General features: G+C 62.6%; 18 protein-coding genes and 2 pseudogenes. 11 read left to right on the top strand and 9 right to left on the bottom strand.

Annotated elements, in window-relative coordinates; genetic code table 11:
- Positions 1 to 8 precede the first annotated feature (8 nt).
- From kduD to uxaC, 7 genes are all read right to left on the bottom strand, one after another.
- Positions 9 to 773 (bottom strand): 2-dehydro-3-deoxy-D-gluconate 5-dehydrogenase KduD, encoded by a 765-nt coding sequence (kduD, locus tag N0Q91_RS30685; RefSeq protein WP_275599145.1) that lies wholly within the window; start codon positions 771 to 773, stop codon positions 9 to 11.
- Positions 770 to 1,618 (bottom strand): 5-dehydro-4-deoxy-D-glucuronate isomerase, encoded by an 849-nt coding sequence (gene kduI, locus N0Q91_RS30680; RefSeq protein WP_275599144.1) that lies wholly within the window; start codon positions 1,616 to 1,618, stop codon positions 770 to 772. The genes kduD and kduI overlap by 4 nt, the downstream gene beginning before the upstream one ends.
- Positions 1,619 to 1,751: 133 nt before the next feature.
- Positions 1,752 to 2,501, bottom strand: coding sequence for a FadR/GntR family transcriptional regulator (locus tag N0Q91_RS30675; protein ID WP_018098823.1), 750 nt, complete (start codon positions 2,499 to 2,501; stop codon positions 1,752 to 1,754).
- 8 nt (positions 2,502 to 2,509) lie between these two features.
- Complete coding sequence (locus tag N0Q91_RS30670) at positions 2,510 to 3,793, bottom strand: TRAP transporter large permease (RefSeq protein WP_100670247.1); 1,284 nt, start codon at positions 3,791 to 3,793, stop codon at positions 2,510 to 2,512.
- A gap of 4 nt (positions 3,794 to 3,797) precedes the next feature.
- Positions 3,798 to 4,358 (bottom strand): TRAP transporter small permease, encoded by a 561-nt coding sequence (locus N0Q91_RS30665; protein WP_275599143.1) that lies wholly within the window; start codon positions 4,356 to 4,358, stop codon positions 3,798 to 3,800.
- Positions 4,359 to 4,562: 204 nt separating this feature from the next.
- Positions 4,563 to 5,540 carry a TRAP transporter substrate-binding protein gene (locus N0Q91_RS30660; protein WP_100670249.1) on the bottom strand — a complete coding sequence of 326 codons (978 nt, stop codon included), beginning with the start codon at positions 5,538 to 5,540 and terminating at the stop codon, positions 4,563 to 4,565.
- Positions 5,541 to 5,571: 31 nt separating this feature from the next.
- A complete protein-coding gene (uxaC, locus tag N0Q91_RS30655; RefSeq protein WP_275599142.1) occupies positions 5,572 to 6,981 on the bottom strand; it encodes a glucuronate isomerase in 1,410 nt (469 codons plus the stop codon).
- A gap of 156 nt (positions 6,982 to 7,137) precedes the next feature.
- Here uxaC and N0Q91_RS30650 point away from each other — a divergent pair, with 156 nt between their 5' ends.
- The 6 genes from N0Q91_RS30650 (at position 7,138) to N0Q91_RS30625 (ending at position 12,603) form a co-directional block, all read left to right on the top strand.
- Positions 7,138 to 8,157, top strand: a complete 1,020-nt coding sequence (locus N0Q91_RS30650) for a Gfo/Idh/MocA family protein (RefSeq protein WP_275599141.1) — start codon at positions 7,138 to 7,140, stop codon at positions 8,155 to 8,157.
- A gap of 94 nt (positions 8,158 to 8,251) precedes the next feature.
- Positions 8,252 to 9,244 carry a YihY/virulence factor BrkB family protein gene (locus tag N0Q91_RS30645; RefSeq protein WP_100670252.1) on the top strand — a complete coding sequence of 331 codons (993 nt, stop codon included), beginning with the start codon at positions 8,252 to 8,254 and terminating at the stop codon, positions 9,242 to 9,244.
- 98 nt (positions 9,245 to 9,342) lie between these two features.
- Entirely contained in the window at positions 9,343 to 9,861 is a 519-nt protein-coding gene (locus N0Q91_RS30640) for a DUF2231 domain-containing protein (RefSeq protein ID WP_275599140.1), read from the top strand.
- Positions 9,862 to 10,123: 262 nt separating this feature from the next.
- Positions 10,124 to 10,624: a hypothetical protein gene (locus N0Q91_RS30635; protein WP_100670254.1), complete on the top strand. Its 501-nt coding sequence runs from the start codon at positions 10,124 to 10,126 to the stop codon at positions 10,622 to 10,624.
- Between the two features lie 10 nt (positions 10,625 to 10,634).
- Positions 10,635 to 11,075 (top strand): DUF421 domain-containing protein, encoded by a 441-nt coding sequence (locus tag N0Q91_RS30630; protein ID WP_018098814.1) that lies wholly within the window; start codon positions 10,635 to 10,637, stop codon positions 11,073 to 11,075.
- A gap of 541 nt (positions 11,076 to 11,616) precedes the next feature.
- Positions 11,617 to 12,603: a YihY/virulence factor BrkB family protein gene (locus tag N0Q91_RS30625; RefSeq protein WP_198516631.1), complete on the top strand. Its 987-nt coding sequence runs from the start codon at positions 11,617 to 11,619 to the stop codon at positions 12,601 to 12,603.
- Between the two features lie 8 nt (positions 12,604 to 12,611).
- Here the strand turns inward: N0Q91_RS30625 and N0Q91_RS30620 are convergent, their stop codons facing one another.
- Positions 12,612 to 14,165 (bottom strand): PQQ-dependent sugar dehydrogenase, encoded by a 1,554-nt coding sequence (locus N0Q91_RS30620; RefSeq protein ID WP_275599139.1) that lies wholly within the window; start codon positions 14,163 to 14,165, stop codon positions 12,612 to 12,614.
- Complete coding sequence (locus N0Q91_RS30615) at positions 14,158 to 14,607, bottom strand: DUF2231 domain-containing protein (RefSeq protein ID WP_275599138.1); 450 nt, start codon at positions 14,605 to 14,607, stop codon at positions 14,158 to 14,160. The genes N0Q91_RS30620 and N0Q91_RS30615 overlap by 8 nt, the downstream gene beginning before the upstream one ends.
- 251 nt (positions 14,608 to 14,858) lie before the next feature.
- Between N0Q91_RS30615 and N0Q91_RS30610 the strand changes: the two genes are divergently transcribed.
- From N0Q91_RS30610 to ctaD, 5 genes and pseudogenes are all read left to right on the top strand, one after another.
- Positions 14,859 to 15,440, top strand: a complete 582-nt coding sequence (locus N0Q91_RS30610) for a cytochrome c oxidase assembly protein (protein ID WP_234819198.1) — start codon at positions 14,859 to 14,861, stop codon at positions 15,438 to 15,440.
- A pseudogene (locus tag N0Q91_RS30605) lies at positions 15,431 to 16,554 on the top strand (c-type cytochrome). Before N0Q91_RS30610 ends, N0Q91_RS30605 begins: the two are co-directional and overlap by 10 nt.
- Positions 16,551 to 17,534: a cytochrome c oxidase subunit II gene (locus tag N0Q91_RS30600; RefSeq protein ID WP_102764288.1), complete on the top strand. Its 984-nt coding sequence runs from the start codon at positions 16,551 to 16,553 to the stop codon at positions 17,532 to 17,534. The pseudogene N0Q91_RS30605 and the gene N0Q91_RS30600 overlap by 4 nt, the downstream one beginning before the upstream one ends.
- 3 nt (positions 17,535 to 17,537) lie before the next feature.
- Complete coding sequence (locus tag N0Q91_RS30595; protein ID WP_100670263.1) at positions 17,538 to 18,611, top strand: sodium:calcium antiporter; 1,074 nt, start codon at positions 17,538 to 17,540, stop codon at positions 18,609 to 18,611.
- Positions 18,611 to 21,131, top strand: a pseudogene (gene ctaD, locus N0Q91_RS30590) (cytochrome c oxidase subunit I). The gene N0Q91_RS30595 and the pseudogene ctaD overlap by 1 nt, the downstream one beginning before the upstream one ends.
- The last annotated feature ends 1 nt before the right edge of the window (position 21,132 follow it).

Below are 21,132 nucleotides of genomic sequence, written 5' to 3'. Positions count from 1 at the left end.
GTTTTCTCCTATCTGGCGAGCCAGCCGCCGTCGACCGGAACGACGGCGCCATGCATGTAGTCGGAGGCCGGTGCAAGCAGGAAGACCGCCGCATCGCCTATATCGTCCGGCGTGCCCCAGCGCCCGGCAGGGATACGTTCCAGAATGGAGGCGCTGCGCTTTTCGTCGGCGCGCAGAGCTTCCGTGTTGTTGGTGACGACGTAGCCGGGGGCCACGGCATTCACATTGATGCCCTTGGCAGCCCATTCGCATGCCAGCAGTCGGGTGATGCCCAGGGCTCCGTGTTTGGACGCGGTATAGGAAGCGACGCGGATGCCGCCCTGAAATGACAGCAGCGAAGCGATGTTGACGATCTTGCCGCGGCTTTCCTCGGCAATGACCCGGCGGCCGAAGGCCTGACTGAGGAAGAACAGCGAACGCAGATTGATATCGATGACATCATCCCAGTCGGCCTCGGTGAAATCCACCGCGTCGGCGCGACGGATTATCCCCGCATTGTTGACCAGGCCCTGCAGGGTGCCATGCTCGTTCCACAACCCGTCGATGAGGGAGCGGGTGGCTTCGCGATCGCCAAGATCGGCATGGGCTGCAATGAAAGTTCCGCCGGCGTCGGTGACCTTCTTTTCGGTCTCGTCCATGGCGGAGCGGCCCACGCCGATAACCGTGCCGCCCGCCCTCGCGATCGACACCGCGATACCCTGTCCGATCCCGGTATTGGCACCGGTGACGACGACACGGCGGCCGGCCAGGCTGAAGCGCGACGGTACGCTCATCGCAGCGTCTCCATCGCCACCATCTCCACATCGGTATAGTCGACATTGTCGCCGGCCATGGCCCAGATGAAGGCGTAGTTTGCGGTTCCGCAGCCCGAATGGATCGACCAGGGCGGAGAAAGCACGGCCTCTTCCCTGGCCATCACGATGTGCCGGGTTTCGCTCGGCTCGCCCATGAGGTGCAGGACGCGGGCGCTGTCATCGAGGTCGAAATAGAGATACGCCTCCATTCGCCGGTCGTGCACGTGGCACGGCATGGTGTTCCAGACCGATCCGGGGGCAAGCTGTGTCATGCCGACGACCAACTGGCAGGTCTTCACCCCTTCGGGGTGGATGAACTGGAAGATCGAACGCTCGTTAGAGGTGGCCGCACTGCCGAGGTCGAGCCGTTTGGCGTCGCCGATGCGGATATGGCGCCTTGGGAGCGCCTGGTGAGCGGGCGCACTGAGCAGGTAGAATTTGGCGGGCGCAGCCGGGTCCTCGGACGAGAAGGTGACCTCCTCTCCCATGCCGGCATAGGCCATGTCGCGCGGCTCGAGACGGAAGCTTTCGCCATTCATCTCGATACGGCCGGGGCCGCCGATATTGACGGCGATGAGCTCGCGCCGCTCGAGAAAGCGCGCCGTACCCGTCGGACGGATGGTTTCGAGAGCCAAGGGCTTGTCGACCGGCACGGCACCGCCCACGATCATCCGGTCGTAATGGCTATAGGTGAGCGAGATCCGCCCCTGCCGGAACAGATCGCCAATGTGAAAATTCGCGCGCAAGGCATCGGTGTCCATGCGGGCTGCTGTTGCCGGGTCGACGGCGAAACGAATGGTGTAGTCGATATGGCTTGCGGTCATCGGCTCACGGTCCTCGGATTGGGGCACTTCCAGGAAAAACGTGTAACGGTTTGCGTCCAGGAGTGCGTCGTTTCAAAGTGTTGAAGCGTTCCGCTGCTTCGATAGGCAGCGAAAACGCTCTTGAGATGGGCAATCAGACGCCGCGCTTGGCGGCGCCCCAGGCGGCCTGCTGTCCGCTCAACCGGACACGGTAGCGTTCCTGGCTCGCGGTCAGATGGGCGCGCATGGCGGCACGGGCAGCTTCCGGATCGCTTTCGGAAATCGCCTTCAGGATCGCCAGATGCTCGCGCTGGAGGCTTTCCTGATATGCACGAGACAGCACGCTTTCCGTCCCCCAGGGGGAGGCGACGTCGCAAGGGATGGCCCGCAGACCCAACGCATCGAGAACCTCCACGTAATAGGGATTGTTGGTCGCGGCCGCGATCGCCCGGTGGAAGGCAAAGTCGCTCTTTCCGGTTGCCTCGCCGCGCTCGAGCAGGCGATCGAATTCGAAGAAGGCCTCCTGGATCTGGGCCTCCTGGGCGCCATTGCGCCGAAGCGCTGCCAGACCCGCGCTCTCGATCTCGAGCCCCATCCGCACCTCGATGACGTTGAGCGCATGGGAGATCTTGTTGCCGACGTCGAGGCTGATCGAGCCGAAGGCAAGCGTCGGGTGGTCCATGACGAAAACCCCGGCACCCTGCCGCGGCTCCACGAGGCCGTCCGCGGCAAGGGTTGCGATCGCTTCGCGCACCACCGTGCGGCTGACGCCGAAGAACTCGCTCATCCGGCTCTCCGTCGGCAGCTTCTGCCCGGGCTGTATTTCGCCCTTCAGAACCTGCTCCCTTATTGCGTTCGCGACGCGTTCGGAAAGCTTCGGTTTGCGTTCGGTCAGAAGGTCCATGCGGTTTGTCACCCTTTGAAGACGGCCGGCAGCCATAGCGAAAGGGCCGGAACATAGGTGACGAGCCCGAGCACGATCAACCCCGCCAGGTAGAACGGCCATATGCTGCGCATCGCCTGCCAGACGGAAATTTTCCCGACTGCACAGGCGACGAACTGCACGGCGCCCACCGGCGGCGTATTGAGGCCGATGCCGAAGTTCAGGATCATGATGACGCCGAAATGAACCGGGTCGACGCCGTAGGCCATGGCGACGGGCAGGAAGATCGGCGTGCAGATGATGATGGTCGGGCCCATGTCCATGAAGGTGCCGAGGAACAGCATCAGGACGTTGAGCAACAGGAGTATGATGATCGGATTTTCCGAGATCGTGTTCATCCAGTCGATCAGCGCTGCGGGCACTCTGAGGAAGGCCATCAGCCAGGAGAAGGCGGCCGCCATGCCGATGATGAGCAGGACCATGGCCGTCGTGCGCACGGCCGCGAAGGTTGCCTGCACGAAATCCTGCCAGGTCATCTGCCGGTAGACGAAGACGGTCACCGCGAGCGCATAGAGGACGGCGATGCAGGAACTCTCGGTCGCGGTGAACACGCCCGAACGTACGCCCCCGAAGATGATGCCGATGAGCAGGAGGCCGGGCGTCGAAACCAGCAGATAGCGCCCGACGCGGGCGAACCCGGGAAAGACCTCCGTCGGATAGCCGCGCCGGCGTGCAACGAAATAGGCGGTAGTCATCAGTGCGGCAGCGTAAAGGAGGCCGGGAAGGATGCCGGCGGTGAAGAGATCCGCGATCGAGATCTTTCCGCCTGCCGAGATCGAGTAGATGATCATGTTGTGCGAAGGCGGCAGCATCAGCGCGATCAGGGCCGCCATGGAGGTGACATTGACGGCGTAGTCCGCGCCGTAACCGCGCTGCTTCATCTGCGGGATCATCAGCCCGCCCACAGCCGCGGCTTCCGCCACGGCCGATCCTGAAATGCCGCCGAACAGCGTTGCGGTGACGATGTTGACCTGACCGAGCCCGCCCCGGATGTGCCCGACCAGCGAGGCCGCGAAGGCGACGATCTTCTGGGCGATTCCGCCACGCACCATCAGATCGCCGGCATAGATGAAGAATGGAATGGCAAGCAGCGAAAACACGCTCATGCCGGAATTGAGCCGCTGAAAGATCACCAGCGGCGGCAGCCCCAGATAGAGAACCGTCGCGAAGGACGCGACGCCGAGGCAGAAGGCGATCGGCGTGCCGATCAGCATCAGCAGCGTGAACACGCCGAAGAGGATCATCATGTCCATCGGGTCAGGCCTTTATTTCAGCAGGGTCGAGTTCGGCGGCAACCTCCGCCGGCGGCATTTCGTCGAGAAGATCGTCGATCGGCTCCCCGGCAAGGCGCAGGACGATGCGCTCCAGCGCGAACAGGCAAATGAGCACGCCGCCCGCGACGAGGGGCACATAGCTCCAGCCGCCGGAAATCTGCAGCGACGGCAGGATGGTGTTCCAGGTGAGAGCCACGAGCTGCCCTCCATACCAGATCATGCCGATCCCGAAGGCGAGCGCGACGAGATCGGAGATCATGCGCAGCCAGATCTTGCCGCCTTTCGGCACGAGATAGAGCAGCACGTCGAAGCCGAGATGATAGTTTTCGCGCACCCCGACGGCGGCACCCAAGAAGATGAACCAGCTCATCAGCATGACGGCGCCGGGTTCGGTCCAGCTCGGCGAGTTGTTCAACACGTAGCGGCAGAACACCTGCCAGGCGACGATGAGCGTCATCGCGACGAGGCCCACACCCGCCATCCAAAGCGAGAGGGTGCCCAGCCACGAGAGGCCCCGGCCCAATTTTGCCAATCCGTTGGACAAGGTTTCATTCCTATTGAAAGGGACGGGCAGGCTTCTGCCGCGGCCTTTGCGCTCGATTACGATGATCCTGGGTCGGGTCGAACTAAAATCATGAACGTCATCGATTTCAATTGATTAGAGCGGGATGTGGGCGGAGAACCGCACAGGCTTTTCCTTATCCCGCTCCAACGCGCATGGGCACAGCAGGCCTGCCCGTCTGACTCGTCACTGCACCGCGCGAACGTCCTCGACCATCTTCTTGAGGACCTCATCGGTGACGTGCTTTTCGTAGACCGGCTTCATCGCGTCGATGAACCCCTGCTTGTCGGGTGTGGTGATCTTCGCGCCGGCCGCTTCGACCTTCGCACGCGACTCCTTCACCTTGGCAGCCCAGAGCTCGCGCTGCTTGGCAACGCTATCCTTCGCTGCCTGCTTGAAGATCTCCTGGTCTTCCGGCGTGAGCTTGTCGAAGACCGCCTTGTTCATGACGAATACCTCCGGAAGGATGGTGTGTTCGTCGAGCGAGAAGTTCTTGGCCACTTCGAAATGCTTGGCGGTGTCGTAGCTTGGAAAATTGTTTTCCGCGCCGTCGATGACGCCCGTTTCGATGCCCGAATAGACTTCGCCGTAGGGCATCGGCGTAGCGTTCGCCCCGAGTGCCGCCACCATATCGACGAAGATGTCCGACTGGATGACGCGGAACTTCAGGCCCTTCATGTCTTCAACCGAATTGATCGGCTTCTGCTTGTTGTAGAAGGAACGCGCGCCGGCGTCATAGAAGGCAAGCACCACCACTCCGGCGCCTTCGAAGGCCTTCTTGATCTGATCGCCGATCGCGCCGTCCATCACCTTGTGCATGTGCTCTTCCGAACGGAAGAGATAGGGCAACGCCGGAACGATCGATTCCTTCACCGTTCCGTTGAAGGGCGCCATCGATACGCGGTTCAGTTCGATGACACCGGAGCGCACCTGCTCGATCGTGTCCTTTTCCTCTCCGAGCTGCGCGGAGTGATAGACCTCGACGGAGTAGCGGCCGGCTGTGCGCTCCTTGACCAGCTCGCCGAAATATTTGACCCCCTCGACCGTCGGATAGCCGTCCGGATGCGTATCGGATGAACGCAGCACCGTCTGAGCATTGGCTGCATTGCCTATGAAAGAAGCGGCGACCAACAGACCGGCCGCCAGTTTGACCAGGATTTTCATGCTTTTCCTCCCGTTTGCATGATGTGAATTCTCAGAGCCGGTACGCCCCCTTGGCGAGACCATAGGCAAGGTCCCGCGCAAGCTCGTACGCCTCATCCTCCCGCAGGCGATGTTCCGCGACCAGACGCGCGAGAAATGCGCAGTCGACCCGGCGCGCAATGTCGTGGCGCGCGGGGATGGACGGAAACGCCCTTGTATCGTCGTTGAACCCGACGGTGTTGTAGAAGCCCGCCGTCTCGGTGGTCATCTCACGGAAGCGGCGCATGCCCTCCGCACTGTCGTGGAACCACCATGCGGGTCCGAGCTTCAGCGCGGGATAGACGCCGGCAAGCGGCGCCAGCTCGCGCGCATAGCTCGTCTCGTCCAGCGTAAAGAGAATGACCGTCAGATCGCGATCGAGCCCGACTGCGTCGAGCAACGGCTTGAGTGCGGTCACATAATCGGTGCGTGCCGGAATGTCGAAGCCCTTGTCGCGGCCGAACTTTGCCAGGATCGCGGGCGAGTGGTTGCGGAACGAGCCCGGATGAATCTGCATTACGAGCCCATCGTCCAGGCTCATCTTCGCCATCTCGGTCAGCATCTGCGCCCGGAACAAGCGCCGCTCGTCGGCATCCGCCTTGCCCAGCCGCACCCTGTCGAACAGTGCCGCGGCCTCCGCTTGCGAAAGGTTGGCCGTGTCTGCCGTCGCATGGCCGTGATCCGTCGAGGTCGCGCCGAAATTCTTGAAATAGGCGCGGCGGGAGCGATGGGCGTCCAGATAGCCCGACCACGTTGCGGTATCGGCGCCGGTGATGTCGCCGAGCTTGTCGAGATTGGTCGAGAAACCCTGGAAATCCGGATCGACCACCGCGTCGGGACGGTAGGCGGGGACGACCCGTCCTTTCCAGCCGCTTTCCAGTATCTTGCCGTGCCAGCCCAGATCGTCCAGGGCACTGTCGGTCGTGGAGATCACCTCGATATTGAACCGCTCGTAGAGCGCGCGCGGGCGATAATCCGGGCGCCTCAGACAGTCGGCGACATGGTCGTAAAGCCGGTCCGAACTGGCGGCGGAGGGCAGTTCGTCGATGCCGAAAAGCTCGGAGAGCGTATAGTCGAACCAAAGCCGCGTCGGCGTGCCGCGAAAGAGATGGTAGTTTTCGCAGAAGCGCCGCCAGATCGCGCGGCCATCCGTCTCGACCTGCGAACCGTCGAGCGCCGGAACGCCGAGCTCCTCCAGCCTGATCCCCTGGCTGAACAGCATGCGGAACACATAATGGTCCGGCACGATGAGAAGCTGGGCGGGGTCGGGAAAAGGTTCGTCCAGCGCATACCAGCGCGGCTCCGTATGCCCGTGCGGGCTGACGATCGGCAGACCGCTTACTTCGGCATATAGCCTCCGGGCCAGCGCACGGGTGCGCTCTTCGGCCGGAAACAACAGATCTGGATCGATCAGTCCCCTCATCACTCTCCCGCTCCTCCAACAGGTGCTCTATGGCTACGGCTTGTAAATATATTGTCAACATACAAACTTCATGAAGTTGTATGATGACTTTCTTGCCGCGCATCGCTGCAGGATGTAGAGAGAGGTCCGGAGGAACTGTGCTGAGGGGGTGACGGAATGAAAAAGACGCGCATCGGCGTGATCGGACTCGGCATGGCGGCTGGCCCGCATGCCAAAAGCCTGTTGGACCTTGAGGAGAGAGTTGACGTCGCTGCCGCGTACAGTCCCACGGCCGCCAGGCGGGCCGCCTTTTCCGAGGCCTATGGTTTCGCGACTTGCGACTCCGCCGAGACGATCTTCCATGATCCGTCGATCACGGCCGTCATGATATTGACGCCGCCGAGCACGCATCTCGATCTGGTGCGGCAGGCGGCCGAAGCGGGCAAGCATGTGCTTCTCGAAAAACCGCTGGAGATCACCCCGGAGCGATCGGAAGCCCTGGTGACGGTGGCCGAGCGCGCCGGAATAAAACTCGGCATCGTGCTTCAGCACCGCTTTCGCAGGGTCAGCCAGGAACTTGCGAGGCTCATCGATGAAGGCCGCCTCGGCCAAATCGTCAGTGCTTCGGCCCGGCTGCACAACTGGCGGCCGCAGAGCTATTACGATCAACCGGGCCGGGGTACGCGGGCTCGCGACGGCGGCGGCGTGCTTCTCACCCAGGCCATACACACCCTCGACCTTCTCGTTTCGCTCACTGGCCTGCCGGAAGAGGTCAAGGCCTATGCGGCGACGAGCGGAATCCACCGCATGGAAACCGAAGACCTGGCGATGGCGGCGATCCGCTTCGCGGGCGGCGCGATAGGCACCGTGAGCGCGACCACCTGCGCCTATCCCGGCTATCCGGACGAGATAGATATAATCGGGACACGCGGCATGGCGCGTCTGGGCGGCCGGCTGCTTGCCGTTTCCTTCCACGACGGAACGGATTTCTCGGTCGAGGATGAGGCCGCGGGTGGTGCCGGCGCCGATCCGATGGCATTCCCGCATCACCATCACCGTGCGGTCCTTGCCGACTTTCTCGATGCCGTCGAGGGGAATGGCGAACCGCGCGTCAACGGGCGCGAGGCGCTGAAGGTCCACCGGCTCATCAATGCGCTTCTCGGCGTCTCGGAAAGCGGGCAGGCGCACCGCCTCTGAGCCGTCGCGTCCCGGAACAAGCTATTTTCCGCGGCGTTGGATAGGCATGCGGCGAGGCGAAAGCCGGGTTCCGTCACCGGGCGGGCGTTGATTCATGGGTGCGAACGAAATCGAACTTGCCGAAAAGCTGGAGGCCGCGGAGCCGGGCAGGGGGCGTGCAGCCGACACGCCCGCGGATATCCCCGCCAAGGGGATGCGGGACGTCTTCTGGCGGGTGCTTTCCGAAATTGGCGAAGAGCGGGTCATGCTGATAGCCGCGGGGGTAAGCTTCTACCTTCTGCTGTCGCTCTTTCCCGCGATGGGTGCCCTCGTCTCGATCTACGGGCTCGTCGCGGACCCGTCGGAAATCGGCACCCATGTCGGTATCCTGCAGGTGATTCTGCCGGCGGACTCCTACGGGCTGATCATGGACCAGCTGGAGACCCTGACGACGCAGAAGCCCTCCACTCTCGGCATCAGTTTCTTCGTGAGCCTGTCAATCTCACTGTGGTTGGCAGCCAACGGCATTGCCGCCCTCTTCGACGCGATGAACGTCGCCTATGGAGAAAGGGAAAAGAGAGGCTTTCTGTCGAGAACCCTCCTGTGCATCGCGTTCACCTTCGCGGCGCTCCTCTTCGCGGTGGCGCTGATCGCGGCGATCGGCGTCGTGCCGGCCGTACTGGCCTATGTGTGGGTCGATCGTTGGGTCGAGCTCGTGACCCGAGCGGCGAGATGGCCGGTGGTACTCCTCCTCGTTACCTTCGGCACCATCCTCATCTATCGTTTCGGGCCGAGCCGCGAGCGGGCGAAGTTGCGGTGGCTGAACTGGGGCGCGGTGTTCAGTACCTTGTTTTGGCTGGCCGCCTCATGGCTCTTTTCCTACTATCTGGAACATTTCGCCAACTACAACGCGACATACGGCGCTCTCGGCGCGCTTGCCGGTCTCATGACATGGGTGTGGATCTCGGTGATGATTCTCCTCATCGGCGCACTCATCAACGCCGAACTCGAACACCAGACGGCGGTAGATTCGACGACGGGCAAGCCGCTCCCGTTGGGCGAGCGCGGCGCTCATGTGGCCGATACCATCGGCAAGGCGGCTGATTGATCAGCCGCGGCATGCGCCGGTTCGCATCGCCAAGGAACAATCGCCGCTTCTTACGCATTTCAGGATCACCGGGACTTGCGGTGCTGGAGGACTATGCCATGGCAGATCGTGACCTCTTGGGTCTGGCGGCCAGCGCGAAGATCGGCGGGCATCCGATCCATCCGATGCTCGTTCCCTTTCCAATCGCGCTTCTTGTCGCAACGTTCATATGTGACATCGTGTATCTTGCGAACGGAAATTCATTCTGGGCAGACGTATCTATGTGGTCGCTCGGTGCAGCCATCGTGATGGCAGCCCTGGCCGCTCTCGCCGGACTGACGGATTTCCTCGGAAACGCCCTTATTCGGGCGATCGACGACGCCTGGAAGCACATGATCGGAAACGTTGTCGTCGTACTCCTCGCGGTCGCCAGTTTTTGGCTGCGCTACGCGAACGGTTCCGTCGAGGCCGTCTGGCCCTGGGGCCTTCTACTATCTCTCGCCACCGTCCTGCTACTTCTCTACACCGGCTGGAAAGGCGGGGAGCTCGTCTATCATCATCGGGTCGGCATGGACCCCGAGGCGGAGGACGGCGCTGCCACGCCATCCATTACCAGGCCCGGGACGAAGCACATCTAAACGCCCTCTCGTCCTCGGCGGCAACCAGCCGATTTCCGGTTGCCGCCCGTCTCCTTCTATTCGATGCGGTCGTAGGAGAACTGGATTCCAGGCCGCCCGTTTCGACGAACCGGCGCGGCGCGGGCTGCTGCCTTCTGCGTGGACACTGCTTGAGTTCTGCGGCGGACGTCGACGCAAGGAAGCGGGCCGTCATACAGGGTGGTTCACGGAACATTTCCGCCCGTTCAGCCATTCTACAAAGCTCAAGGGCGAGGTCTAAGCTTTGGATCAACCACCAGTTCGACCGGACGGATTGCAGATCGAAGAGCATCGCACGTTCCAGGAGTTTTTCTGGAAAGTAGAGCGCGTCGCATGGATCGTTTTTGGACTGACGCTGCTTGCCGCCGTCCTGGGCGTTACCGGCTCAAGGGGCTGGCTACAGAGGCAGACCGTGACATTCGCCGGTGGCGCCGTCGATATGCCCCGTTTCAGCCGTTGGGAGGCTTCCGAGACGCTGAACGCTTCATTGGCCGGCGGCGAGAACGAACGTCGCCTGACCTTGTCGCCCGAATTCTTCAAAAGCTTTCAGGTGGAGGATATGGATCCGCCACCGCTCTCTGCTGAAGCAGGCGATGAAGGGCTGGTATACCGCTTCCGGTCCGCTTCGCGGCAGCCCCTCGTGCTGACTCTGCACCTCCGTGCCCAAACTCCGGGTGTCGTTTCCTACCGGGCAAGTATCGATGACGAGCCGGTAAAGGAGGTGCGGACGATCGTCTGGCCCTAGGAGATACGTCATGGACTCCGTCGTTCGCGGTATTACGATCTATTTTATACTCCTCGCCGCGCTCCGGCTTTCCGGCCGGCGCACGGTTGCACAGATGACCACCTTCGACTTCGTGCTGCTCCTCATCATCGCCGAGACGACTCAGCAGGCGCTGCTCGGCGACGACTTCTCCATCGTCAACGCAACATTGCTCATCCTGACGCTTTTCGGCGTCGATATCGTTCTCTCCTACGTCAAGCAATGGTCGCCGAAGATCGCCCTGTTTCTCGACGGCACGCCGACGGTGCTTATCGCCGACGGGAAGGTCGACGAACGCGCCGTGAGAAGAGCCCGGGTCAACATCGAGGACATACTTGTCGCGGCCCGAGAGCAGCAGGGTCTGGCTCGCCTCGACCAGATCAAATTCGCTGTTCTCGAGGCGGACGGGGGAATAAGCATCATTCCGAGATGACAACGCGGTGCCAAGCTGGAAATCCCGGTTCGTCAGCCAATGTAGGTGCCACTTATTTCGATCTCATCGTGCAACGATACTCCCCCTTGACACATGCGATCTTGGGCGAGGAGCACTCGGCCACTCCGTCGATCAACGAACAAACAGAGCATTGATCATTGAACTCGAGGCAGTCGGGATTGGCATCTACGAATTTCTTCATGGCCAGGCTTTGACTTCGAACTTTTCCCTTTTCGTGCTGCACATTCCCCGCGATTGCCGGAAGAAACGGAGTAGCCGCAGACAAAAATATGGCGGTGAGGCGCAGCGTCGCAGGTTTCATGATTCAGTTCTTTTCAAATCCGAAAACGCGTCACGAGAGCATGGAGCACTTCTTATGAGAAAATAAGTCGCGCCGTGAAGTAAGGGCTTCGCGCCCCAATAGGGGGCATCGCAAGGAACAAGCCATCGCCTGGCGTGTTCGAATGCCACCCGCGATCGCCCGCCATCGGCAAGCCCGATCAGCGGCACGGCGGACTTTCGAACCCGTGAGGAAGAGCAGATGAAATCCGGTGATGCAAAGAGGGGAACTGACGAAAAGGCTCAAGAGGGGGGCAGGGGACGCGCGGCCGACAGCCCGGGCGAAATTCCAGCGAGGGGTCTGCGTGACGTCTTCTGGCGGGTGGTTTCACAGATCAGCGAGGACCGGATTTCGCTCGTTGCCGCCGGCGTCACCTTTTATGTGCTCCTCTCCATATTTCCAGCGCTCGGCTCGCTCGTCTCCATCTACGGTCTCGTTTCCGATCCGGCCGCGATCGCCGAGCAGGCTACATTGCTCGCCACCGTGCTCCCGGCGCAGTCGCTTCAAATGATGACCGATCAATTGGAAACCCTGACGTCCCAGGAAACGTCCAGCCTGAGCCTCGGCTTCATAGGCGGGTTGCTCTTCGCTCTCTGGAGTGCGCGCAACGGCGTAGGCGCCCTTTTCGAAGCGATGAATATCGCCTATGACGAGACGGAAAAGCGCGGCTTCGTCCGGCTGGCACTGTTAAGCATCGGCTTCACGCTGGCCGGTTTGATCCTGACCGCCGTCCTCATCGCGGCCATTGCCATATTGCCGGCAGTGCTGGCCTTTCTCCACCTGGAACTGGAAGGTCTCCTCAGGTTCGTGCGCTGGCCCGTGATGCTGTTGCTCGTAGCGGCGGGCATCACCCTGATCTATCGCTACGGTCCTAGCCGGGAGCCGGCCAAACTCAGGTGGCTTACCTGGGGTGCAGCCCTGAGCACGATCTGCTGGCTCGTCGCGTCCCTGGCGTTCTCGTATTACATCGACAATTTTGCAAACTACAATGCCACCTACGGCGCTCTCGGCACGCTGATCGGCTTCATGCTCTGGATCTGGATATCCACGATGATCGTCATCATCGGTGCTGAACTCAATGCCGAGCTGGAACATCAGACGGCGAGGGATTCAACGACAGGGCGGCCCAAGGAGCTCGGAAAGCGCGATGCCTATGTCGCCGACACGGTCGGCGACGCCGAGGATTAGATCGGGAATTATTGCTGTGGCTCCGGTGATCCCTGTTCCGTAGCCCTCGGCAGAGTAGCCGGCGCGACATCGGTCTGCGGCGGCTCCGGAGGCGTGACACCAGTTGCGGGAGGAGCGGCCCGTCCGGATGTTCCTCCTGTCTCACCCGCTGGCGGGCCGGCTTCGCTGGTGACCGCGCTATCCCCCTGTCCGTCCGTACCGACCGGGCTCGGTGTGACCCTGCCGTCGGCTCCGGCGACGCGCCAGACGGTGTTGCCGGCGTCGTCGGCAACAAGCAGCGCCCCGGTCCCGTCGATCGCAACGCCGACCGGACGACCGCGTGCCTGATCGCCTTCGATGAAGCCGGTCACGACGTCCTGAGCCTTCCCGGCCGGCCGGCCGTTTTCGAAGGGGACATAGACGACCTTGTAGCCGTTGAAGCTGCTGCGGTTCCAGCTCCCGTGCTCGCCTATGAAGGCGCCGTTTGCGAAGGGCTCCGGCAAGGCGGAGCCGTTGGAGAAGACCAGGCCCAGGGCGGCGACGTGGCTGGAAAGAGCATAGTCCGGCGGGATCGCTTTCTCGACCATGTCGGGCCTCGGCGGATGGACCCGCTCGTCCACGTGGGCGCCGTAATAGCTCCATGGCCAGCCGTAGAAAGCGCCTTCCTGCACCGAGGTCATGTAGTCCGGCACCAGATTCGGCCCCAGCTCGTCACGCTCGTTGACGACCGTCCAGAGCACGCCGGTCTCCGGATGGAAGATCAACCCGTTCGGGTTGCGAAGGCCGGACGCGAAGACGCGGGCCGCACCCGTTTCCCGATCTACCTGCCAGATCGCAGCGCGGCCCTTTTCGGCCTCGAGCCCGCGCTCGGCCACGTTCGAGTTGGAACCGACGGAGGCATAGAGGTAGCGCCCGTCGGGGCTGAGGGCCAGATCCTTGGTCCAGTGATGGTTGATCGGGCCACCCGGAAGCGGTGTTAGAACCCGCGGCTCGCCGGTGATCTCCGCCTGCCCGAGCTGATAGGGATAGGCGAGGATCGCATCGGCCGCAGCCACGTAAAGCGTTCCGTCGTGCCAGGCCACTCCGAAAGGAGAATTGAGCCCCGTCAGCAGGTCGTGGCGTTCGTCCACCGTTCCGTCGCGATCGGTGTCGCGGAGCAGCGTGATCAGATTGCTTTCCTTTTCGGGGCCGGCACCACCGCCGTGGGCCATGGACATGATCCAACCCCGGATCATGTCCTTCGGCCGCTCTATCGGCTTGCCCGAGGGTTCGCGCGATTGAACGACGAGAACGTCTCCGTTCGGCAGCGTATGGACGGTCCTCGGATTGGCAAGGTCCTTCGCGTAGGCGGCAATGACGAGATTGTCGGGAACGCTCGGTGTCGTGCCGTCCTGCCAGCCGACGACCTCGGCGATTTTCATGTCCGGCATGAGTTCCGATGTCGGTTCCGGCAAGACCGGATCGGGGCCGATCTGCTGCGAAACATCGAAATCCGCGCCGTCATCGCTGCAGCCTGCGAGCGCCAGGAGGAGAACGCCGGTTCCGATGAGGAATCTTGCACGGAAGAAGGCAGAGCTATTCATAACCGCTCACTCCGGATTGCCTGTAGAGGGTGGCGCGGCCAAGCAAAGCGAAGAGGATCGTCAGAAGCACCGTCGCCGCGGAGAGGATCAACCCGTAGGGTACCACAGCCGTCCAGCCATCGGCGGCATGGACGAGGTTGTTGACGAAGGCGAGACCGAAGACGAGGACGTAGCCGAGTACATGGAGCCAAACCGCCCCTTGCCTACGCCGCTCCCTTCGAAACAGGAACTCCAACACACCGGCCAGACCGGCAATCACGCCGGCAATGATGCCGGCAAAGAGCAGCCAGGCGGAGAAGTTCTGCCACATGATATGTCCCGTCTGCCAGAAGGCGATATCGGTCAGAAGGGCGAGCGTAAAACAGACGACCGGAAACGGCACGAGCAACGAATGGACCGGGGTGGTAACGGTCGCGGCAGTCGATGCGGAATTTAGATTCATCGGCGCCTCCTGTTCGGTCGACCGTTGAAACCTCGGGCCCGCCCATTTGTTCCGGGAGCGCTCGCGGCGGGCGGTTCGACCGTCTACGCAACCACAGGAGGTGCGGATTGGAACCATGAAGCACCCCAAACAGTTTCGCCTTGCGACACAGTAATTCGATGCCGTGTTTCGACCGGCGGCCTGCGCCGGCGACCTTTCTGAAACCTGACCGGCGGGGTCTTGGTCAGCCGCTCGGAGGACTAGGGGGCGTGATGGGGCCGTTGGCGACGCATATGGCAGTGCACATCCTGCTGATGAACCTCGCCGCGCCCTTGGCTGCAGTCGCAATGACTTGGGGTCGGCCGCAGCGGCGGGAAATCGCCGGGTGGGCTCTGCCGCTTGCGACACTTGCGCAGATCGCCGCCCTCTGGGCCTGGCATGCGCCGCCATTTCTCAAGCGGGCCCTGGAATTTCCCACAGTTCATTTACTCATGAATGCCAGCCTGTTCCTGACCGCATTCCTGTTCTGGCGGGCGGTCCTGCTTCTTCATGGCAAGCGTTCCTGGCAACCGATCGTTGCCCTTCTGATGACCAGCAAGCTCTATTGTCTTCTCGCCGTACTCTTCGTCTTCGCGCCGCGAGCGCTCTACCCCGCTTTCGCTGCATCCCACACGGCGCATGCAACTGGAACCCTGAACGCAACTTTGGCCGATCAGCAGCTCGCGGGGCTTATCATGCTGGTCGCCTGTCCTGTGACCTATGTTCTCGCAGGGATCGTGATTGCCGCGCGCTGGCTTTTGACGATGGAGGAAGACGAGGCCGGATCCAGAGCAGGTGCAGCAGCGTGGACCTGAGAAACCTTCACTGGACGGCCGTTGCGAAAATCGTCGGGGTCGGCGCCGTGCTGCTCGTGACCGCGGGCGTCGTGTTCGTCTGGTCCGGTGTCTACAACGTCGCGGCCTCCAAGGACCACCTGCGGATTACGACATGGATCCTGACGCTGATCCGCGAACGATCGATCGCCAACCGAAGCTTTACGATCGAAGTTCCGCCGCTCGATGACGACGGCATGATCCGACTCGGGCATCCCATTTCGAAGGTGCGTGCGTAGCGTGCCACAATCGCCCCGGCGAAGAGATAAATCCGATCGTCAGCGGCATGCTGCCCCCGCCTCCGGATCTGATGGACATCGGCAAGCGCCGCCCGCCGGAGGAGATCTTCTGGATCGTCAAGCACGGCCTCAAATATACCGGCATGCCGGCATGGCCGAATACCCGGCGCGACGACGAAGTCTGGGCCGTCACGGCATTCCTCGCAAGCCTGCCCGCAACGGCAGGCAATTATCCCGACCTGGCAGGCCTCACGCGCAGCCAGGCGAGTAGAGATGAGGGATCCGTGAGCGGCAGCGCCTTGACCGCCTGCGGGCGCTGCCATGAACGCGAAGGCACAGGCACGAACGGCGACCGTGTACCGCGGCTCGCGGGACTGCCCGAAGCCTATCTCCTGCGCAGTCTCCAGGAGTATGCGAAAGGGACCCGGGCGAGCGGTGCCATGGAACCGGTCGCCGACCTTCTGTCAGAGGACGCCATGCGGGAGCTGGCAACGCATTACTCGGCGCTTCAGCCAACCGCCGGAAACCAATCGGCGCCACCTGACCCTGAGCAACTCAGGCGCGGCGAAGCCATAGCCAGGCGCGGCATCGCGCATCAGGGCGTACCGGCCTGCCTGAGCTGCCATTCCGGACGTCAATCGCAGCAGTTTCCGGTCCTCGCCGGCCAGCATGCCGAGTACATAGAGGAGCAGATACGGCTCTGGCGGCGCGGCGGGCGGATCGGGACCCCCTACGGGAGGATCATGACGGCGGTTGCCGGCGCACTGGACGAAGCGCAGATCGAAGACGTCGCCGCCTATCTGGGCTCACTGCCTCCGGGAAGCGCCACAGCGCCGATGACGGAGGCGAACCGATGAGGCTCGCCCGATATTTCGCGGTGGCAAGCGCTCTCGCGCTGCAGGGCTGCGCCGGGCTGCAGTCTGCGCTCGATCCTTCCGGAGCGGAAGCCGAGCGCATCGGCACGCTCAGTTGGCTGCTGATCCTGTTCTCTACCGCCATTCTCGTCGGGGTCTGCCTGATCACGGCGGTCGCGCTTTTCGGCGGTGAGCGCTGGCGTGCCCGCATCGCGGGCGAAAGGGTGGTCATCGGTGGCGGTCTCGTTTTCCCGATCCTCGCTCTCAGCGTCCTGCTGGGCTACGGCTTCTATCTTATGGCGCCCGGCACCACTGCGGCCCGTTCGCAGGGCGGATTGCGCATCGAGGTCGTAGGCGAGCGCTGGTGGTGGCGGGTGACCTATGTCGACGAGACCGGTCGCCGCATCGAGAGCGCCAACGAAATCAGGCTGCCTGTCGGACGGCCGGTGGAATTGGAACTGACATCGGCTGACGTTATTCACAGCTTCTGGGTGCCGCGGCTCGCCGGCAAGCTCGACATGATCCCCGGCCATACCAACACGCTGACGCTTCAAGCGACGAAGGCCGGCATCAGTCGCGGCCAATGTGCGGAATATTGCGGCGGGCCGCATGCCTTCATGTCCTTTTACGTGATCGCCATGCACGAAGATCAGTTTTCCTCCTGGCTGGCAGGTGAGGCCGGCGACGCCTCGGCTGCGAAACAGGATCAGGCCGCAGGGCAGGCGCTGTTCCTCTCCTCCGGCTGTGCCGCATGCCACCGGGTCCGCGGCACGGATGCCCGGGGTACGATCGGCCCCGATCTCACGCATGTGGGCAGCCGGCACTCGCTTGCCGCTGCCACGCTCGAGAACGATGTCGCCGCCTTCGTCCGCTGGATCCGCGACGGCCAGCACGTGAAGCCGGAAAATCTGATGCCGCCATACGAGATCTTCACCGACGACGAATTGCGGCAGCTCGCCGCCTATCTGGACCAGTTGAGGTGACCTATGCTTGACTTCGCCGGCCTCGGACTTTGGCTGAATCTCGCGATTTTCGCGGGGGCGGCCGTGGCAGTCTGGATGGCTGGCGTCAGGATCACCGGCTATGCCAATGCGATCAGCGAGAAGACGGGCGTAGGCCAGGCCTTCATCGGCGTCGTGCTTCTCGGCGGCATCACTTCGCTCCCGGAGCTGGCGGTAGGCGTGACCTCGTCGCTCAGCGGTGATGCCAGTCTCGCGGTCAACAGCATCCTGGGCGGCATCGCCATGCAGGTGGCGATCCTTGCCCTTGCCGACATGCTGATCGGCCGCCAGGCACTGACTTCGGTCATTCCCGACCCGGTCGTCATGCTGCAGGGCGGCTTCAAGATCCTTCTCCTGTCGATCGTCGCCGCCTCGATCGTGGTGGGGGACGTGCCGGTGCTTTTCTCGGGCGTGTGGATGTGGTTGCTTGCAGCGGTCACGGGCTTCGGCATGTGGGTCTTGTCACGCTCGAAGCGCGACAAGCCCTGGATCGCGAATGACGAGGAGGTTACGCCCGAAAAGGAGGAAGAGAGGGCGCGGAAGGAGGCCGAAGACAGCAAGAAGAAATCGCTGCGCGAGGTGGGCTGGGCGACTGCCGGCTGCGGCGCCGTCATCATCGTCGCGGGTTATCTGCTGTCGCGTTCGGGAGATGCGATCGCCGAAGCGACCGGACTTGGCCAGAGCTTCATCGGCGCGGTCCTCGTGGCGATTGCGACGTCGCTGCCGGAAGTCAGCACGGTGTTCAGCGCCACGCGTGCCGGCCTCTATACCATGGCCATGTCGGATATCTTCGGTACGAACCTCATTGATCTCTTCCTTCTTTTCATCGTCGATATCACCGGAGGTGCCGACGCGGTGATGAACGGCGCCGGGCGCTTCGAAGCCTTTGCAGCGCTGATCGCGATCACGGTCACGGCGATCTTCTTCATCGGGCTGGTCGAACGGCGGGACCGGACGATCTTCAGGATGGGTTACGACTCCTTCGCGGTCCTCAGCGTTTACCTGGCGGGGCTGGTCGTCCTCTATTTCCTGCGCGACACTGGCGGTGGAGGCGGATGATGGAACTGCCAAATCCCGATACCCGGCCCGAAGGCGAGGTCCGTGAACTGGAGCGCATCTGGGCGACGCCGCGCGGTTGGCGGCTGGTGACGGCCGTCAACAATACGGTGATCGGTCTTCTCTACATCGGCGTCGCGTTTCTCTTCTTCCTCATGGCCGGTCTGCTGGCCGTCGTCATGCGCACGCAGCTCGCCCTCGGCGACAATCGCCTCATAGACCAGGACCTCTACAATCAGATGTTCACGGTCCACGGCACGACGATGATGTTCCTCTTTGCCGTGCCGGCGGTCGAGGCGCTCGGCGTCATGCTGCTGCCGCAGATGCTGGCGGCGCGCGATCTGCCTTTTCCGCGCCTGAGCGCCTTCGCGATCTGGGCCTATGTGGTCGGCGGGCTCGTTTTCTTCTCGACCATCTTCTACGACCTCGCGCCGAAAGGCGGCTGGTTCATGTATCCGCCGCTGACGCTCATGGAATATTCGCCGGGTGACAACGCCGATTTCTGGCTGCTCGGCATCGGCTTCATCGAGATTTCGGCGATCGCCGGGGCGGTGGAGATCGTCGTTGGCGCGCTGAGGACACGGCCGCCGGGCATGTCGCTCGCCAAGATGCCGATCTTCGCCTGGACGATGCTGATCTTCGCCAGCATGATCATGTTTGCCTTCCCGGCAGTGATCCTGGCGACGATGATGCTGGAGATCGAGCGGGCGTTCGGCTGGCCCTTCTTCACCGCCGCGCTGGGGGAGATCCGCTGCTCTGGCAGCATCTCTTCTGGTTCTTCGGGCACCCGGAAGTCTACATCATCTTCCTTCCGGCCGCAGGTCTCGTCTCGATGATGGTACCGACCATGGCCCGCACGCCGCTCGTGGGCTATCACCTGATCGTCGTCGCCTTGATCGGCACGGGCTTTTTCAGCTTCGGGCTCTGGGTGCACCACATGTTCACGACAGGCATTCCGGCGCTGAGCCTCGCCTTCTTCTCCGCCGCCAGCATGGCGGTCGCCGTTCCCTCGGGCATCCAGGTCTTTTCGTGGATCGCGACCATCGCCGCGGGACGGGAGCGCTTCCGGATAACGACCGCATCGCTGTTCATTCTCGGCTTCCTGTTCATATTCACCCTTGGCGGGCTTACCGGCGTCATGGTGGCCATGGTGCCCTTCGACCATCAGGTACACGATACCTACTTCGTGGTTGCACATTTCCACTACGTGCTGATCGGCGGGTTCGTCTTCCCGCTGTTTGCGGCGATCTATTACTGGATGCCGCTCTTCAGCCGCCGGATGCTCTCGGAACGGCTGGGCCGGTGGGTTTTCTGGCTGATCTTCATCGGCTTCAACGTCACCTTTCTGCCGATGCATCTGACCGGTCTCAGAGGCATGCCGCGGCGGGTCTGGACTTATCCCGGCGACATGGGCTGGGACACCCTGAACGTCATCTCAACCGTGGGGACCTATGTGCTTGCCGCCGGCGTACTCGTCTTTCTGGTGGATCTCGCCGCGAAGTTCCGCCCCGGCAACGGACCTCACGAGAACCCTTGGGGGCGGGCACGCTCGAATGGCTGCCGAACGACGTCTACTCCACCCGAAGCATCCCTCACATCACCAGTCGCGAACCGCTCTGGGACCGGCCGAGCCTCCCTCAGGAGGTACGCGACGGCCATCACTATCTTCCAAACGCTCCGACCGGCTGGCGGGAAACGATCGTGACCTCGCCGATCCATGCCCGTCCGCAATATGTCATCCAGATGCCCGGCCCCGGCTGGCCGCCTTTCCTCGCGGCCGTCTTCACGGCGGCGTTCTTCCTGCTGCTGACGGTCAAGATGGTGACGATCGCAACGATCTGCGGAGTCCTCGCCATCGCCTTCATCCTCGTCTGGGCCTGGGGGCTCGACCCCGGGCCTTCGAAAGGCATGATCGAAATCGCCAAGGGCGTTCGCCTTCCCACCTATATGAGCGGACCGACGTCGCATTCCTGGTGGGCGATGGTGGTCCTGATGTTCGTTGCGGCGTCCCTCTATCTCGCCTATGTCTTTTCCTACCTGTTCCTCTGGGTCGTCTCGCCGGAGGTCTGGGCACCGGCCGGTTCTCCGGAACCACCGCCCCTTCGCTGGCCCTTGGGGTCCGCGGCGCTGCTTCTTGCCGGCTCGGGTATCTTATGGCTTGTCAGCCGCAGGCTGGGGATGTTCTCGGCATCGCGCGTGGCAATGGCGGCCGCTCTGCTTCTTTCGCTCGCCTGCCTGACGGGTGCGTTCGCACTTGAACTCCGGGGGCACTTGGCGACCGGCTTGAGCCCCGATGGGAACGCCTACGGAGCCATGGTTTATCTCGGCGCCGTTCTCTTCGCTCAACTCGTCTTCGCCCTGCTGATCATGGGACTGTTCGCGATGGCGCGGCATCTGGCCGGGAAGCTGGATGCCGTACGGCGGGTGACCTACGACAGCTACGCGCTGCTCTATCACTACGCCGTCGCCCAGTCGCTGCTGGGCCTCGGACTGATTCACGGCTTCCCGCGACTGATCGGATAGG

The sequence above is a fragment of the Sinorhizobium prairiense genome (assembly GCF_029201645.2).
Lineage (GTDB): Bacteria > Pseudomonadota > Alphaproteobacteria > Rhizobiales > Rhizobiaceae > Sinorhizobium > Sinorhizobium meliloti_A.
This window is presented reverse-complemented; position numbering and strand designations above follow the sequence as displayed.

What these genes read in the sequence shown, in the direction of transcription:
- kduD (WP_275599145.1), bottom strand. Translation starts at nt 773, where the DNA reads ATGAGCGTACCGTCGCGCTTCAGCCTGGCCGGCCGCCGTGTCGTCGTC.
- kduI (WP_275599144.1), bottom strand. Translation starts at nt 1,618, where the DNA reads ATGACCGCAAGCCATATCGACTACACCATTCGTTTCGCCGTCGACCCG.
- N0Q91_RS30675 (WP_018098823.1), bottom strand. Translation starts at nt 2,501, where the DNA reads ATGGACCTTCTGACCGAACGCAAACCGAAGCTTTCCGAACGCGTCGCG.
- N0Q91_RS30670 (WP_100670247.1), bottom strand. Translation starts at nt 3,793, where the DNA reads ATGGACATGATGATCCTCTTCGGCGTGTTCACGCTGCTGATGCTGATC.
- N0Q91_RS30660 (WP_100670249.1), bottom strand. Translation starts at nt 5,540, where the DNA reads ATGAAAATCCTGGTCAAACTGGCGGCCGGTCTGTTGGTCGCCGCTTCT.
- uxaC (WP_275599142.1), bottom strand. Translation starts at nt 6,981, where the DNA reads ATGAGGGGACTGATCGATCCAGATCTGTTGTTTCCGGCCGAAGAGCGC.
- N0Q91_RS30650 (WP_275599141.1), top strand. Translation starts at nt 7,138, where the DNA reads ATGAAAAAGACGCGCATCGGCGTGATCGGACTCGGCATGGCGGCTGGC.
- N0Q91_RS30645 (WP_100670252.1), top strand. Translation starts at nt 8,252, where the DNA reads ATGGGTGCGAACGAAATCGAACTTGCCGAAAAGCTGGAGGCCGCGGAG.
- N0Q91_RS30640 (WP_275599140.1), top strand. Translation starts at nt 9,343, where the DNA reads ATGGCAGATCGTGACCTCTTGGGTCTGGCGGCCAGCGCGAAGATCGGC.
- N0Q91_RS30630 (WP_018098814.1), top strand. Translation starts at nt 10,635, where the DNA reads ATGGACTCCGTCGTTCGCGGTATTACGATCTATTTTATACTCCTCGCC.
- N0Q91_RS30625 (WP_198516631.1), top strand. Translation starts at nt 11,617, where the DNA reads ATGAAATCCGGTGATGCAAAGAGGGGAACTGACGAAAAGGCTCAAGAG.
- N0Q91_RS30620 (WP_275599139.1), bottom strand. Translation starts at nt 14,165, where the DNA reads ATGAATAGCTCTGCCTTCTTCCGTGCAAGATTCCTCATCGGAACCGGC.
- N0Q91_RS30615 (WP_275599138.1), bottom strand. Translation starts at nt 14,607, where the DNA reads ATGAATCTAAATTCCGCATCGACTGCCGCGACCGTTACCACCCCGGTC.
- N0Q91_RS30610 (WP_234819198.1), top strand. Translation starts at nt 14,859, where the DNA reads ATGGGGCCGTTGGCGACGCATATGGCAGTGCACATCCTGCTGATGAAC.
- N0Q91_RS30600 (WP_102764288.1), top strand. Translation starts at nt 16,551, where the DNA reads ATGAGGCTCGCCCGATATTTCGCGGTGGCAAGCGCTCTCGCGCTGCAG.
- N0Q91_RS30595 (WP_100670263.1), top strand. Translation starts at nt 17,538, where the DNA reads ATGCTTGACTTCGCCGGCCTCGGACTTTGGCTGAATCTCGCGATTTTC.